Source organism: Herbaspirillum sp. GW822-FHT03A08 (assembly GCF_058801885.1).
The window spans coordinates 273,133-288,150 of the sequence record NZ_JBXANR010000005.1 but is presented as its reverse complement, the minus strand read 5'-3'; the positions used below and the strand labels follow the sequence as shown (position 1 = coordinate 288,150).

The following is a 15,018-nucleotide window of genomic DNA, read 5'->3' as shown; positions in this document are numbered from 1 at the left end:
CCTGCTATCCACCGTTCTTCTCTTACTCTTTTATTCTCTCTGCCATGATGCTCTTTGCCAAGTACTTGCACATCCTCGGTTTCACGGTCTGGGTCGGCGGCATGTTTTTCGCCTACCAGTGTCTGCGTCCTGTCGCCGGCAGCGTGTTGCAACCGCCGCAGCGGCTGACGCTGTGGGCAGGCGTATTCGCGAAGTTTTTCACCTGGGTATGGCTGTCCATACTGCTGATCCTGGCGAGCGGCCTGCATATGATGGCGCAGATGGGAAAACCGCCGCTGTATGTCTCAGCCATGTCCGGCCTCGGTATCCTGATGATGCTGATCTTCGCACACGTGTTCTTCGCGCCGTTCAAGCGCCTCAAACGCGCCGTTGCAGCAGAGGACTGGAGCGCCGGTGGTGCGGCGCTCGCGCAAATCCGCCGCATCGTCGGCATCAACCTGATCCTCGGCCTGCTGGTGATTACCCTTGGTGCGCTGGGCCCGGTCTTTTTGGCTTGACGGTCACGGCCGGCGTGGATTTTTCTTCCGCGTCGGTCTTGTCCGCCTTCTCCATCTTTTCACCGCGCAGCATAGCCTTGATGCCGCGGATGGCCTGACGGATGCGTGATTCGTTTTCGATCAGGGCAAAGCGCACATATTCGTCGCCGTACTCGCCGAAGCCAATGCCCGGCGATACGCAGACCTTGGCTTTTTCAAGCAGCTGACGCGAAAACTCCAGCGAGCCGAGGTGTCGGTACGCCTCGGGAATACGCGCCCAGATATACATCGACGCCTTCGGCACGTCCACCATCCAGCCGGCTTCGTGCAAGCCTTTCACCAGCACGTTGCGGCGGCTTTCATAATTGGCGCGAATCTCTTCCACGCAGCTCTGGTCGCCTTCCAGCGCTGCAATCGCAGCCACCTGTACCGGCGTAAAACTGCCGTAATCGTGATAGCTCTTGATGCGCGCCAGCGCCGCCACCAGCTCCTTGTTGCCAACCATGAAGCCGATACGCCAGCCGGCCATGTTGTAGCTCTTCGATAAGGTGAAGAACTCCACCGCGACGTCGCGCGCGCCTTCCACCTGCATGATCGACGGCGCTTTCCAGCCATCGAAGGTGATGTCTGCATAAGCCAGGTCATGCACGACGAGGATGTTGTGTTCGCGCGCCAGCCTGACCACGCGCTCAAAGAATTCCAGCTCCACGCACTGCGCCGTCGGATTGGACGGAAAGCCCAGCACCATCATCTTCGGCTTGGGATAGCTCTCGCGAATCGCGCGCTCCAGCTCAGAGAAGAAATCGACATCGGGACTCATGCGCACCGAACGGATATCGGCGCCCGCAATCACGGCGCCGTAGATATGAATCGGGTAACTCGGATTCGGCACCAGCACGGTATCGCCCTTGTCCAGCGTCGCCAGCATCAGATGCGCGAGGCCCTCCTTGGAACCGATGGTGACGATGGCTTCGCTGTCGGGATTGAAGTCAACGTCATAGCGGCTCTTGTACCAGTGCGTGATCGCCCGGCGCAGACGCGGAATGCCTTTGGATGCCGAATAGCCATGCGTATCGGGACGCTGCGCCACTTCGACGAGTTTCTCGACGATGTGTTTCGGCGTGGCGCCATCAGGATTGCCCATCGACATGTCGATGATGTCTTCGCCACGGCGGCGCGCAGCCATCTTCAGTTCGGCTGTAATATTGAAAACGTAGGGAGGAAGACGATCGATGCGCGCAAAGCTGCGCGGACTGCGGGATTGAGTCATGTTGTACTTTCACGTGAGCGCCCGGAACCGTCCGAGCGACGCTGGATCAATGGGATCCGCCAACGATACTACGCCAATTCTTTTGTGCTTGTGAAGTGCTTTTTGCTAAAAAGCCTGCGGCGCACATCGTCCAGTAAACTTCAACAATCGGATTACATCTGTAATTCTTGCTTTGCACCTTCTGCACTTTCCCGCACCAGAAAGGTAAGCAGACTGCGCACCCGCGCCGGCAGCAAACGCCCCGGCAAATGCAAGGCATAGACCTGTTCACCGAAGCCGACATCGACGCGCGCCTCGGGGTAAAGATCCACCAGACGCCCAGCGGCAATATCTTCGTTGACGAAATAATCTGGCATCACCGCCATGCACAGCGAACTCCGCGCCGACTCTCGCACGACGTCGAGATCGTTCGACAGCAACACGGGTTCCGCAGGACATTGCAGCTTCTTGCCGGCTTGCTGGATCAGCGGCTGCACGAATTGCCTGCTGCGCGCAAATCCGGCCAGCGGAATTGCCAGCAGATCGCCACTCGCCAGCTCGGCGGCGTAACGCCCTGCCAGATCCGGACTGGCGCACAGCCGCCACGAAATCCCGAACAGCTTGCGCGCCACGACATTCTCCGGCAACTGCGACGCTACGCGGATCGCCAGATCGACCGGATCGCTGGTGATATCCACCGCCTGTTCGCTGAAACGCAAATCGACCTGTACACGCGGATTGGCCTTCATGTAGGACATCAGCAAAGGCTTGAGCCAGACCGCGCCCAGCGCCAGCGGCGCTGAGATGCGCACTAGTCCCGTCGTGTCTTCGTTGAGTCCATGCGCCAGCATGTTGGCGTCCTTGAGGATGTCGGCCATGCGATCAGCGTGCGCTGCCAGTCGATAACCTGCTTCAGTCAGGCCGACCCGGCGCGTGGTGCGCATGAGCAACTGGCAACCCAGCCGGGTCTCTATCGCCTTGATGCGGTGGCTCAGCGCCGAACGCGACAAGTCCAGCGCCTTGGCGGCCTTGCTCAGACTGCCGGCCTTGGCGACGTGGCAAAAGATGATCAGGGAATTCGCATCGAGATTCATGGCGGCGCCTGCTTATATATTGGTGAATAAAAATCAACAAACTGATGAAGTCAGCATAGCTTATGCGAAACAATTTCGCTTCCTACAATGAGGACAAGACAAATTTCCGGCATCCCAACGCCTTCCCGCACCTCATGCACATCGAATCCTCCATTCAGATCAACGCCACCGATGGTTATCAACTCGGTGCGAACCTGTTCTACGCCGACGACTCGCCGCATCCGGAGCGGTTGGCTCTCATCAACTGCGCCACCGGCGTCAAGGCAGCCTATTACGCCCGGTATGCACGTTTTCTGGCTGACCACGGCTATCTCGCACTGACCTGGGACTATCGCGGTATCGGCGCGTCACGTCAGGGCTCACTGCGAGGGTTCAAGGCAAGCAAATTCGACTGGGGCCGCAAGGACTTCGAAGGCGTCCTGCAATGGGCTGCCAACAATTTTCCTGACAGTGAAATCCACGTCGTCGGCCATAGCATCGGCGGCGTCATGCCGGGTTACGCCGCCTCGAACTGGCGCATCGACCGGCTGCTGCTAGTCGGCGCGCAATACGCTTACTGGCGCGATTACGCGCAAGCTGTGCGGCGGCGCATGTTCCTGAAATGGCATGTGGCAATGCCGCTGCTGAGCAAACTGCTTGGCTATTTCCCCGGCCGCGCGCTGGGATGGCTGGAGGATCTGCCGGCGGGCGTCGCCTGCGAATGGGCATTCCGCCACGCCCGGCTGGAGCAGCCTGAACCTGCCCGCACCGATCATTTCCCCCTGCTCGGCTGTCCCACGCTGGCTTACACCATCAGTGACGATCCCTTCGGCACGCCGGCGGCCGTAACACGCCTGTTGGACTACTACGTCAACAGCGAGCGCACGCTGGTCAGTCTGACGCCGCATGATCTGCATCTGAAACAGATCGGCCATTTCGCCTTCTTCCACGACCGCTTCCGCGACACGCTCTGGGCGGAGACGCTGCAATGGCTGACTACCGGCATGCATGGCCGCCGCGTACTTGGCGAATGGCCTTCTGCACGCGTCGCGACGGAACAAGCCGAGTATCTGGAGGATGCAGCCTAGCTTGTCGTCGCTGCTGCGCGGCGCTCCGGCAAGGCGCCGATGGCGATGCCGATAATGATCAGCGTCATCGAGGCTACCAGGCTGAACTCCAGCGGTTCGCCCAAGGCCAGCGAAGAACATACGATGCCGAACACCGGCACACCCAGCAGACCGAGCGAAGTGGTCATCGCCGGCAAGGCCTGATTCACCTTGTTGATCGCCCAATAGGCAATCGCAATACCAAAAGTGGCGCTGTAAAGCTGCAGACCAATCACTTTGGCATCCAGGTCCAGCTGCGGCGGACCTTCGAACAGCCAGGCGCATGGCACCAGTACGCAACTTGCCACCAACGCTTGCCAGACCAGCAAATCAAACGGCTCAGCGATCCAGCGGTGACCGCGCACGTACAGGATGCTCGCAGCCCAGAACATGGCGCCCAGCAAAATCAGTCCGTTGCCGAGCACGGAGGCGTGGTTGCCCCAGTCAAACGCCAGCGGATTGAAGATCAGTATCAACCCCAGCAGGCCGAACACCGTCCCGATGGCGCGCCGTACGGTAAATGCCTCGCCAAGAAACAGTCGTGCACAAGGCGCCACCCACATCGGCGTGGTGTACGCCAGCACCACGGAACGGCCGGCGGCGACGTGCTGCATGCCGACATTGCCGAGGATGGAATACGCCGTCATGTGCAGCAGACCGACGCTGAACACCACCGGCAGATCGCCGCGCTGCGGGATGATCAGGCGACCGCGCGCCAAGCAGATGACCAGCAATACCAGCGTACCGATGCAGGAGCGGATTGCCGTCGACCAGATCGGCGACATGTAATGCAGGATGGCCTTGTTGACGGGCCAGGTGGTGCCCCAGATGATGACGACCACGCCCAGCAGCATGATTGCCTGCCGGGAGGACAAGCTCGATTCGCGCATATTCTCTTTGTTATTTCGTTGTGGGATGACCGGAGGCGCAATTATGCAGCGTCTTTTTCAGCGGGTGTTTCGACTTGGCGATAACGCACCATCAAGGTGCCAAGGCTGTCGCGCTGACGGCCTTGCGCGTCGAAGTTATCCGGATCGAGCCAGTGTTCGAATGCGCTCTTGATCTGCGGCCATTCGCTGTCGGTGATCGAAAACCACGCTGTATCGCGGCTGCGGTTCTTGTACACCACGGCCTTGCGGAAGATGCCTTCAAAGGTGAAACCGTAGCGTAGCGCCGCGGCGCGTGAAGGCGCATTGAGGCTGTCGCACTTCCACTCATAGCGGCGATAGCCCAGCTCGTCGAAGGCGCGGCGCATCATCAGGAACATCGCCTCAGTGGAGGCGCGCGTGCGCTGCAGGCGCGGCGAGAAATTGATATTGCCCACCTCGATGGCGCCGAAGTTCGGATCCATGCGCATGAACGACGCCACACCAACGGCGCGATCGCTTTCCAGATCGACGATGGCATGCATCATCGGATCCTTGCTGACGCTCATCTTCTCGACCCACTCGCGGTATTCGGCAAAGCTGGCCGGCGGGTTCACAAACAAGTAGGTGAAATTGCGGCCCTCGGCGTCGTCGCCATTGGCGTCGAATAACTGTTCCGCATGCAACTCGGCCTTGATCGGTTCGACCCGGCAATAACGGCCGTACATGGCGACGGGCGGCGGCAACTGGCGCGGCGTCCAGTCGGCCAGCGCCGGACCTATCGGTTGGCCAAGTTCGTTATGAGCGTGCAGAACGGCAGATGTTGTCATGGCAGATAAGGAAAATAATAAAGGACAAAGTGAACAATCGAATTGTTGAAAGAGTCTGCACGAATCCGTGCCATGGGACACAGATTAATGATAAATTTGGTCCTTCAAAAGAGCCAATATTCAGTATTTTCACCAAACCAATGCAAAACAGCCTGAATGCCTCCCCCTCTCCGTTTCCTTTCGATCTGACAGGAATGCATCTGGCGCCCGGCAAAGGACTCGCGGTGCAGCTGTACCAAAGCCTGCGCGACCGCATCCTCGGAGGCCAGATCGATCGCCAGGTCAAACTGCCGACCACGCGTGAGCTGGCGCAGGCGCTCAAGGTTTCGCGCACGACCGTGGTCCGCGCCTACGACCAGTTGTATGCCGAGGGCTACATCAGCGCGCGCGTCGGCGACGGCACCTATGTTTCGGCGCCGGCCAGCGATATTTCAAAAGCACCTTCGCCGTCCAGGGCCGTTGCCAAGCCGCGCCTGTCGGCACTCGGGCAACGCGTCGCCACACATGCCAAGCTCATGCCGCAGCCCGGCAAGCCACGTGCGTTCCGTCTCGGCGTGCCGGCATTGGACTTGTTTCCTGGCGACGTGTGGGCGCGGCTGCAGGCGGACTTCTGGCGGCGTGCGCCTGAGAATTACATCGGCTACAGCGATCCGGCCGGCGACCCGCAATTGCGCGAGATGCTTGCAGGCTATCTGCGCAATGCGCGCGGCCTGGTGTGCGATCCGGACCAGATCATCATCACCGCCGGCACCCAGCAGGCATTGTTCATGTGCGCGCAATTGCTGCTCAATCCCGGCGATCTGGCCGCCATGGAAAACCCCGGCTATCCGCGCGCGGCGTCGGCGTTGACGCTGACCGGCGGTAAGGTCGTCGGCATTGGCGTCGACGGCGAAGGACTGATCGCGCAGGAGCTGCACGCACATCGCGACATCCGCCTGGCCTATGTCACGCCCTCGCATCAATATCCCAGCGGCGTCACGCTGTCGCTGGCGCGCCGGCTGGAGTTACTGGCCTGGGCCGAAACCAATCAGGCCTACATCCTCGAAGATGATTACGACGGTGAATACCGCTACAGCGGCACGCCGCTGGCCTTGCTGGCGTCGCTCGACCGCAGCGGACGCGTGCTGTACATGGGTACGTTTTCCAAGATCGCCTTTCCCGGACTGCGCCTGGGGTATATCGTCGCGCCACCGGCATTGGCCAACACGCTGATCAATCTGCGCATGCAGTACGACCGCCACTCATCGGTATCGGAACAGGCTGTGATGGCGGAATTCATCGCGCAGGGACATTTTCAACGCCATGTACGCCGGATGCGCCGCGCCAGCCGCGCGCGCCGCGACACCATGACCAAGGTGTGGGATCGCATCCGTCCAGGCGGCATCGTTTTACCGCAAATCGATGCAGGGCTGCATTGCACCGTGAGGCTGCCGACAGTCAGGCAGCAGGAAGAAATGATCCGAAAAGCCGAGGATATCGGTGTCGAGATCGATGGGCTCACCCGTTTCTGGCTGCCGGACGCCGTCAACAACGGCAAGCACGACAATGGCGGCGGCCTGGTCATGGGATTCGGCGGCGCCGACGAAACGACCATTACAGCGGCGATCAAGGCGCTCGCAAAAGCGTGGCGCTAGAGATACCAAAGTGAGCGGGCAGCACAAAAACAAAAACTGGGAAAACATATGGATTCAAGCGTTCTGATCATCGCCGTCGGCGCGATGGTTGCCGGTTTCGTGCAAGGGTTATCGGGATTCGCCTTCGGCCTGGTGGCGATGTCGTTCTGGGTGTGGACCATCGATCCGATGGTGGCAGCTGCGCTGGTCGTGTTCGGCTCCCTGCTCGGCCAATTGCTGGCAGTACTTTCCGTGCGGCGAGGCTTCAGGCTGCAGCGGCTGCTGCCGTTCGTGATCGGCGGACTTGTCGGCATTCCCATCGGCGTGTGCATTCTGCCGATGCTCAATGCCAACGTGTTCAAAGTATCCCTCGGCATCTTCCTGACGCTCTGGTGCCCGATGATGCTGCTTACGCCCAGCCTGCCGCCGCTCAAGTTCGGAGGACGGACAGCAGACGGCGTGGTCGGAATAATGGGTGGCATCATGGGCGGAATCGGCGGCTTCAGCGGCGTGATTCCAACGCTATGGTGCAACTTGCGCCGCCTCGACAAGGATGAACAGCGCTCGGTGATCCAGAATTTCAACCTGAGCATGCAGGTAGTGACGCTGGCGATTTATATCTTCAGCGGAATCGTCACACGCAAGATGTTGCCGATGTTCGGGATCGTCGCGCCCGCAATGCTGATCCCGACGCTGCTGGGAACTCGCCTCTACCTGGGCATTAGTGAAGCGACGTTTCGCAAGATCGTACTGGGTCTTCTGACCTTGTCGGGGATCGCCCTGATTGCCTCGTCACTGCCGAAGCTGCTGGGCTAACGCGCCAACAAGCCGGCAAAGACCGGAATCAGCCACGGCGCCAGAAAAGCCGTCAGCACGCCGTTAAGCCCCATCCCGAGGCCGGCGAAAGCGCCCATCTCCGGACTGACCTGAAAGGCGCGCGCCGTGCCGATGCCGTGCGAGGTGACGCCGAGCGCAAAACCACGCACTTCAGCCGAATCGATACGCATGCGGTTGAACAGAAAACGCGCCGCAATTGCGCCGAAAATGCCGGTGCTGATCACCAGCACCGCCGTCAAGGCAGGCAAACCGCCGAGCTTCTCCGCCACACCCATGGCGATTGGCGTAGTCGCTGACTTCGGGCCGATCGATACCGCCAGTTGATAGGATCCGCCGAGCAGTACGGTCAAGGTCACCGCAGAGACGATCGCCGTGGCCGAACCGGCCAGCAAACCGCACAGCAAAGGCAAAAAGGAACTGCGCAAACGCGGCAGCTGGCGCGCCAACGGAATCGCCAGCGCCACCGTTGCCGGCCCCAGCAAAAAGTGGACGAACTGCGCGCCGGCAAAGTATTCGCTGTACGGCATGCCGGTCACCAGCAGCACCGTACTGACCAGCGCGATGGCGATCGCCACCGGATTGGCCAGCGGCGAAAATTTGCAGCGGCCATAGATCCAGTAGGCGGCCACGTAGGCGCACAAGGTCAGCGTCAGGCCCAGCAGCGGCGAAGCCGATAGATAGACCCAGATCAGGCCGAACGGCGGCAACTCACGCATGGCCGTCCTCCTTGCCGTCTTTCTTGCCCTTATCCGGTTTACCGAGACTGGCTTCGCGCCGTTTTTGCCAATTCATGACCGCGCGCGTAACGGTGGCTGTGACGGCCAGCGTCAGCAAGGTGCTGACCGCGACCGCCAGGACAACTGTCATCCAGTGTCCTTTGACCTGCCCTGCAGCAGCGACGATGCCGACGCCCGCCGGCACGAACAGCAGCGACAAATGCCGCAGCAGCTCGGAAGCGGTTGCTTCGACTTTTTCCAGCAAAGGCGGATACGCCACCAGGCTGAAGAACAGCAGCAGCATGCCGACAACGGGACCGGGAATCGGGAGTTTCAGGGCGAAGGTAATGCCTTCGCCGAGACACTGAAAGACCAGCAGGGTCGCGAAACTGGCAAGCATTTCACTCCCCTTTGCTAGATGTCAACAATCAGGACAGTTTGGCTTCTTCAAAGCGTTGCGACAGTTCTGCGCGCAGTTTTTTGCGCAGCTTGGCGGCTTCAAAGCGGCGCTTTTCTTCGGCGGTGAATGGACGCAGCGACGGCACCGCCACCGGCTTGCGCTCGCCGTCGACGGCCACCATCGTGAAAAAGCAGCTGTTCACGTGGCGCACTTCCTGGGTGCGGATATTCTCAGCCACCACCTTGATGCCGACTTCCATCGACGAGGTGCCGGTGTGATTGACGCTGGCCAGAAAGCTCACCAGTTCGCCGACATGGATAGGCTGGCGGAACATCACCTGGTCCACGCTCAGCGTCACCACGTATTGGCCCGCATACCGGCTGGCGCATGCGTAAGCGACCTGATCGAGGAATTTGAGAATGGTGCCGCCGTGCACGTTGCCGGAAAAATTGGCCATGTCAGGCGTCATCAGGACGGTCATGGTGAGTTGGTGAGATGGCATGTCCATGGTGCGCGGCTTTCTCTTTTTTGATGAATTCAAGTTGTATGCTTTATTTACGTCGCGCGGCCGGCTAACTTGAAGCAGTCCCGACGAAAGAGCGGGTTCCCCATGCTTCATCAGCCAGATGCCGAGGCAGCGCAACAAAGCGGCAAGCCTAACTGGAATCATCCTGCCAGGCAAGTCAAAAGCTAAGCAAGTTTCCTGCCCAACCAACCGCATCAGCCCCCGTCAGCCCGGTGTTCAGGCCGCTTTCGAGAAATGCGCATCGGCATTGCGCAAAAACTTGTCGACCGATGCCGTGATGGCTTCCGGCGACCAGCCTGCCATATGCGGCGTCAACACCACATTCTTGAATTCCAGCAATTCCAGCGGCGGATTCGGTTCGCTTTCATAAACATCCAGACCGGCGCCGCCCACTTCACCCTTGTGCAAGGCCTCGGCCAGCGCAGCGGTATCGACCACGCTGCCACGTGAAATATTGACCAGAAAACCCTTGGGACCGAGTGCCTGCAATTCACGCGTACCAATCAGATGCCGCGTGGCGGCACCGCCGGGAGTGGCCATCACGACCACGTCGCACCAGCTTGCCAGTTGCGGCACGCTTTCGAAGTATTGGTAGTCGACGTCGTCGCGGCGCGAGCGGTTGAAATAGCCGATTTCCATGTCGAAGGCGGCAGCGCGGCGCGCGATCTTTTTGCCGATGGTGCCCAGACCGACTACACCGAGACGTTTGCCGGCCAGTTGCGGCGGCAAGACCAGCGTGTCGCGCCAGATGCCGCTTCGGCAGGCGATATCGAGCTGCGGAATATTGCGCATCACCGCTAACACCAGCCCCATCGCATGATCGGCAACGCAATCGTCGTTGGTGCCCGCGCCGGTGGCGATCTTGATGCCGCGCTTCTCGGCATGCGCACTATCGATATTCTCGAAACCGGCGCCGAGCGCGCACACCAGCTCCAGCTTGCTCAAGGTATCCATCTCGGCCGCAGTCAGTCCGGTGGAACCGTTGGTCAGCACCACTTTGACGTCTTTGGCGACGCCCGGAATGGCCGCATCGCGGGTCTGCCGGTCGGGGGCGTAGAGAATGTCGAAAGCGACGCCGATTGTTGCCTTGCTTTGTTCGGAAAGATGGATAAGGACCAGGAGTTGAGGTTTCATTGTCGGATTGAAATGGAAGAGAAAAGCGTAATCTGCAGATAGGTAATTTTATGGCGAATTGCGTTACGACGTGCGACAGCTCTCCGGTGCCCTGAAAGCAACACCATCGGCGCTTGCGCTTGACGCGTTATTTCTCATCCTTTATATTCCGCCCATCTTAATTTTTTGGTGATAACACGAAGTGGACAGTTGCTCTAGCTATTTAACGCAGACGGGTCGATAACCCGGACACGCTTCCTCTCGCAGCACCATCATTGCTGCAGCCGAAGTTGTTTCCGGCTGCAGTGTCGCGGTGAATTCTCACCCTTCTCTTTTCTTCCCGTCTTTTCATTTTTAATGCTTGCGCAGGTGCGCTATTGTTCGCGCCGGCAAGAACGATGTGCACGCCTATGGCCATACAGGTCATGCGGCGCGCGCATCCGGATGTGGAAGGATTTTGCCCATGGATGCACACGTTTTCGCACTACGGATTTTGCTGGCGCTGGTTCTCGGTTCCATCATCGGCGCCGAACGGCAAATGCGTCAGCGCATGGCCGGCTTGCGTACCAATGCGCTGGTGGCTACCGGTGCAGCGCTGTTTGTCATGGTCTCGGCGTTTGAGACCGACCCGCAAGGCGCCACGCGCATTGCCTCTTACGTCGTATCCGGTATCGGTTTCCTCGGCGCCGGCGTGATCATGCGCGAGGGCGCCAACGTACGAGGCCTCAATACCGCCGCCACCTTGTGGTGCTCTGCCGCCATCGGCGTGCTGTCAGGACTCGGCCACCCGCTGGAAGCCAGCATCGGCGCCGGCGCCATCCTGGGCGCCAACGTACTGTTGCGCAGCCTCGCCCACCTGATCAACAAGCAGGACCTGCAACGCGCAACCGAAGTCGAGCAGGTCTACCGCCTCTCGATCGTCTGTCGCCCCGACGATGAAGTCCAGGTCCGCACGCTGATGCTGCATATGCTCAACGGCATGCCGCATCTGATCGTACAGTCGCTGCACAGTGAAGACCTGCCTTCCGGCAATCAGCTGGAAGTGCGCGCCGATCTGATCACTTCGCCCAGCAATCATTTGCAGCTGGAACAGATCGTCAGCCGGGTCAGCCTGGAAAAAGGCGTCAGCGCCGCACGTTGGGCCGTGCTCAATGTCGTCGAAGTATAAACGCCGGACGTTATAGCAAAAACAGCAGTACAGCAGTTACACAAAAGTCACATATAAAAGGGACATTCCGCGCCCAAACGGCAACGCGGAATCTCCCCGGGGAAAGGAGTAAAGCCATGCGCATCACCAAACTGGAAACCAAACTCGATACCTTTTTCAACGGCAACTATTTCCTGAACAATACGTCGCCAACATCGCTGCAACGCCTTCCTTACGAAGTGATCGCTTCGTGCCGCTGTGACGGGGCGCAGCAGATCGAAGAGCTGATCCTGTTGCAATTGCAGGAAGGCTTCGATCAGGGTTACGAACTGGAAATCAAACCGCGCGCCCATCAGCAACGGGTGGACTACACCATCTCCCTGACCTGCACCACGGCTGAACGCGCGGCTTTGGTGCGTCTGGTCAGCCGTCTGGGGCTGGAGAAATGCGTGCGCAGCGTGCGCTGGCAAAGCGTGCCCGGCGCGCGCGGCTGAGCCTTGCGGCGAGCCGCTGCGGTCTGGGCCGCAAGTCACCGGCAAGCAGCGGATGCCTGTTTATAAGCGAGAGAAATGAGCTGGATTAATTCGTCTTCTCTTTGCGCACATTCCTTCTCATTGCTGCTATCGTGTAAATACTTCGTTGCTATTTTCAATGCCGCTAAAACAAGTAGATTGCGTCGGCAGCAAAAACTCTTAGTTATAGCCCGTAGTTATGTTTCACCGATATCCGTTCACAGAACGAAAATGGAATCGATATAGATGACTACCCCTGAAGAGGCCCCGGCCTCCTCCAGCGCCAAGCGCGTCAACATCCGCATTTTTGCTACCGTCTTCGTCGGACTGGTCTGCATTTCCATCCTTGCACTGCACATCTTCTTTTCCTGGAGTGTTCGCAACAAGGATGTCGACGACGCTCAGGTCGCGACCGCCAACCTGTCGCGGGCACTGGCCGAACATGCTGAAGCGACGCTGACCTCGGCCGATTCGGTGCTGTTCGGCATCGTGCAGCGGCTGGAAGTGGAAGGCAATGACCGTGAAGCGCTGGCGCGCCTGTATCCGCTGCTGGCATCCTACGTCAAAGAGTTGCCGCAGCTGCAGGGCCTGTTCATTTACGACCAGACCGGCAAATGGCTGGTCAACTCTCTCGACGACGCACCCTGGATGCTGAATAACTCCGACCGCGAGTATTTCATCTTTCACATGACCCACACCGACCGCAACGCGCACATTGGTGTGCCGGTCAAAAGCCGCTCTACCGGCGACTGGGTCATCCCGGTGTCACGCCGCATCAACCGCCCCGACGGCAGTTTCGCCGGCGTCGCGCTGGCCACTGTACCTGTGGAATATTTCCTGAAGTTCTACACCAGCCTGGATACCGGCAAAAAAGGCGAGATCCTGCTGGCGACGCAAGCCGGCATTCTCCTGGCCGAGCATCCGCTGCAAGCGGATTCCATCGGCAAAAATATCAGCAGCGGCAATCTGGTCAGCGAACATGCCCGCCGCAACAAGCGCGGCGTTGCCCAGATCAAATCACCGCGCGACGGCTTGCTGCGCATCTATAGCTATAAACGCCTGGAGAAATATCCGCTGTTTGTCACTGCCGGTGTGTCCTACGACGAAGTACTCGCCGGCTGGCGCACGGAAACGCTGCTGCAATCGATCGGCGTGCTGATTCTGGTGGCGATGCTGGCCTGGCTGGGAAAACGCCTGGTCGATCAGATCAAACTGCGCGCCCAGGCCCAGCAAAAACTGCTGTCCGCACGAGAAAAACTGGTGGAAATGAACAAGGCCTTGCAGAAGATGGCGCTGGAAGACAGCCTCACCGGCGTCGCCAACCGCCGCCAGTTCGATGTCACCCTGGCCAATGAATTCAACCGCGCCAAACGCGAAAGCCAGCCGCTGGCGCTGCTGATGATCGATGTCGATCACTTCAAGAAATACAACGATACCTACGGCCACCCTGCCGGCGACGTATGCCTGCAAAAAATCGGCAAGGTGATCCAGATGAACCGGCCGGGCGATCTGTCGGCCCGTTACGGCGGCGAAGAGTTCGCCATCCTGCTGCCTAATACCGATCTCAAAGGCGCCATCAATGTTGCGGAAAAAATCTGCACCGACGTGCGCAATCTGAATATTCCGCACGGCAAGAACCCGACCGGGATCGTGACCATCAGCGTCGGCGTGCAGTCGATCGTCCCGAACAAGAACTGCAACCTGATGGACCTCGTCAGCGCATCCGACAAGGCACTCTACACCGCCAAGGCGCGCGGACGCGATCAGGTGTGCAGCAGTGACGATGAAATCCCTCCGGCCTGCGGCCCCTGATCGCGCATCGCCCTGCGATGACCTTCCATCTGACTCTTAGTGATGCGGCAGCATCTCTATCGCTGCCTTCCGGGCTTCCTGCTCAGCCGATTTTTCATCGTCGAAGGTCGTATCCAGCAAGACCCGCTGCGATGGAAAAATGGCGTTGCGATGCATGGGATTGGTCGACGGGCCGAAAATTGCGACCGTGGCCGTCCAGTTATTACTATCCGAAACCAGCTTCACGGCCGAATACTCGATTTCGTAGTCGCCCACCTGTTCTATCGGCATGATGATGTCTCCTCGTTTGTGTGCGGTTTTCCTCTTGCGTCCTTACACTACGCTCTTTTCCTTTTTCCTTTTCCAGATTCCTGCGCAGACCCGGCTTAGATCCGCGCCACTGATCAATGTGCCTCGGTATCGGTGGTGCGGTCGCCCAGATGGCTGATCGCGTAGCCCTTTTCGCCGATCTGATGAAAAGCGTCATCAGGGTTGAGCGTGAAGTGCTTCTTGCCGTCGCGCTCAAAATCCACGTTCAATTCATGCACCAGCCAGTCGGTGCTGGCGACCTCCTGAGGCAAAGGTTTTTCGGTCGGAACAACGAGATAAGAACAGAGATTGCTGTCTTCAGACCTTTTGTACACATCCACTTTCATCATTTCTCCCTTGCCGGTTTGTCAATCATTACAACGATTATCACGATCGGAAATACGTGCTTTTCAGCATGATCTTCAAGTGGGACTAGGGTAAAAATCATTAGTTC

The 15,018-nt window shown here is 59.1% G+C and carries 17 protein-coding genes; 7 read left to right on the top strand and 10 right to left on the bottom strand.

Features of this window, described 5'->3' with window-relative positions; genetic code table 11:
- Positions 1 to 47 precede the first annotated feature (47 nt).
- A complete protein-coding gene (locus AC1RN6_RS17460) occupies positions 48 to 497 on the top strand; it encodes a CopD family protein (protein WP_493006933.1) in 450 nt (149 codons plus the stop codon).
- Here AC1RN6_RS17460 and alaC read toward each other — a convergent pair.
- Together alaC and AC1RN6_RS17450 are read right to left on the bottom strand one after the other, a co-directional pair.
- Positions 460 to 1,746, bottom strand: a complete 1,287-nt coding sequence (gene alaC / locus AC1RN6_RS17455; RefSeq protein WP_493006708.1) for an alanine transaminase — start codon at positions 1,744 to 1,746, stop codon at positions 460 to 462. The genes AC1RN6_RS17460 and alaC overlap by 38 nt on opposite strands.
- 152 nt (positions 1,747 to 1,898) lie before the next feature.
- Complete coding sequence (locus tag AC1RN6_RS17450; RefSeq protein ID WP_493006707.1) at positions 1,899 to 2,819, bottom strand: LysR family transcriptional regulator; 921 nt, start codon at positions 2,817 to 2,819, stop codon at positions 1,899 to 1,901.
- A 62-nt stretch (positions 2,820 to 2,881) separates the two neighbouring features.
- On the opposite strand from AC1RN6_RS17450, the gene AC1RN6_RS17445 reads away from it, so the two are divergent.
- Complete coding sequence (locus AC1RN6_RS17445; RefSeq protein WP_493006706.1) at positions 2,882 to 3,886, top strand: alpha/beta hydrolase family protein; 1,005 nt, start codon at positions 2,882 to 2,884, stop codon at positions 3,884 to 3,886.
- Here the strand turns inward: AC1RN6_RS17445 and AC1RN6_RS17440 are convergent.
- Both AC1RN6_RS17440 and AC1RN6_RS17435 read right to left on the bottom strand, forming a co-directional pair.
- Entirely contained in the window at positions 3,883 to 4,794 is a 912-nt protein-coding gene (locus AC1RN6_RS17440; RefSeq protein WP_493006705.1) for a DMT family transporter, read from the bottom strand. The two genes, AC1RN6_RS17445 and AC1RN6_RS17440, sit on opposite strands and share 4 nt — an antisense overlap.
- 41 nt (positions 4,795 to 4,835) lie before the next feature.
- Positions 4,836 to 5,600 (bottom strand): GNAT family N-acetyltransferase, encoded by a 765-nt coding sequence (locus AC1RN6_RS17435; RefSeq protein WP_493006704.1) that lies wholly within the window; start codon positions 5,598 to 5,600, stop codon positions 4,836 to 4,838.
- Positions 5,601 to 5,740: 140 nt separating this feature from the next.
- Between AC1RN6_RS17435 and pdxR the strand changes: the two genes are divergently transcribed.
- Positions 5,741 to 7,234, top strand: a complete 1,494-nt coding sequence (pdxR, locus tag AC1RN6_RS17430) for a MocR-like pyridoxine biosynthesis transcription factor PdxR (protein WP_493006703.1) — start codon at positions 5,741 to 5,743, stop codon at positions 7,232 to 7,234.
- A 48-nt stretch (positions 7,235 to 7,282) separates the two neighbouring features.
- Positions 7,283 to 8,029: a sulfite exporter TauE/SafE family protein gene (locus AC1RN6_RS17425; RefSeq protein ID WP_493006702.1), complete on the top strand. Its 747-nt coding sequence runs from the start codon at positions 7,283 to 7,285 to the stop codon at positions 8,027 to 8,029.
- Here AC1RN6_RS17425 and AC1RN6_RS17420 read toward each other — a convergent pair.
- The 4 genes from AC1RN6_RS17420 to AC1RN6_RS17405 all read right to left on the bottom strand — a co-directional run bounded on the left by AC1RN6_RS17420 (position 8,026) and on the right by AC1RN6_RS17405 (position 10,826).
- A complete protein-coding gene (locus AC1RN6_RS17420; protein ID WP_493006701.1) occupies positions 8,026 to 8,766 on the bottom strand; it encodes an LrgB family protein in 741 nt (246 codons plus the stop codon). The genes AC1RN6_RS17425 and AC1RN6_RS17420 overlap by 4 nt on opposite strands.
- Entirely contained in the window at positions 8,759 to 9,166 is a 408-nt protein-coding gene (locus AC1RN6_RS17415; protein WP_493006700.1) for a CidA/LrgA family protein, read from the bottom strand. Before AC1RN6_RS17415 ends, AC1RN6_RS17420 begins: the two co-directional genes overlap by 8 nt.
- Before the next feature lie 28 nt (positions 9,167 to 9,194).
- Positions 9,195 to 9,674 carry an acyl-CoA thioesterase gene (locus AC1RN6_RS17410; protein WP_094564019.1) on the bottom strand — a complete coding sequence of 160 codons (480 nt, stop codon included), beginning with the start codon at positions 9,672 to 9,674 and terminating at the stop codon, positions 9,195 to 9,197.
- 234 nt (positions 9,675 to 9,908) lie between these two features.
- Entirely contained in the window at positions 9,909 to 10,826 is a 918-nt protein-coding gene (locus AC1RN6_RS17405) for a 2-hydroxyacid dehydrogenase (protein ID WP_493006699.1), read from the bottom strand.
- 442 nt (positions 10,827 to 11,268) lie between these two features.
- Here AC1RN6_RS17405 and AC1RN6_RS17400 point away from each other — a divergent pair, with 442 nt between their 5' ends.
- From AC1RN6_RS17400 to AC1RN6_RS17390, 3 genes are all read left to right on the top strand, one after another.
- Entirely contained in the window at positions 11,269 to 11,973 is a 705-nt protein-coding gene (locus AC1RN6_RS17400; RefSeq protein WP_493006698.1) for an MgtC/SapB family protein, read from the top strand.
- Between the two features lie 116 nt (positions 11,974 to 12,089).
- On the top strand, positions 12,090 to 12,446 hold the full coding sequence (locus tag AC1RN6_RS17395) for a hypothetical protein (RefSeq protein WP_493006697.1): 357 nt from the start codon (positions 12,090 to 12,092) through the stop codon (positions 12,444 to 12,446).
- Between the two features lie 264 nt (positions 12,447 to 12,710).
- The gene (locus tag AC1RN6_RS17390) at positions 12,711 to 14,276 is read left to right on the top strand and encodes a sensor domain-containing diguanylate cyclase (protein ID WP_493006696.1); all 1,566 of its coding nucleotides are present in this window, start codon (positions 12,711 to 12,713) and stop codon (positions 14,274 to 14,276) included.
- Positions 14,277 to 14,312: 36 nt separating this feature from the next.
- Here AC1RN6_RS17390 and AC1RN6_RS17385 read toward each other — a convergent pair whose 3' ends face one another.
- Together AC1RN6_RS17385 and AC1RN6_RS17380 are read right to left on the bottom strand one after the other, a co-directional pair.
- The gene (locus AC1RN6_RS17385) at positions 14,313 to 14,546 is read right to left on the bottom strand and encodes a hypothetical protein (RefSeq protein WP_493006695.1); all 234 of its coding nucleotides are present in this window, start codon (positions 14,544 to 14,546) and stop codon (positions 14,313 to 14,315) included.
- A 113-nt stretch (positions 14,547 to 14,659) separates the two neighbouring features.
- Positions 14,660 to 14,914, bottom strand: a complete 255-nt coding sequence (locus tag AC1RN6_RS17380; protein WP_493006694.1) for a DUF6139 family protein — start codon at positions 14,912 to 14,914, stop codon at positions 14,660 to 14,662.
- Positions 14,915 to 15,018 lie beyond the last annotated feature (104 nt).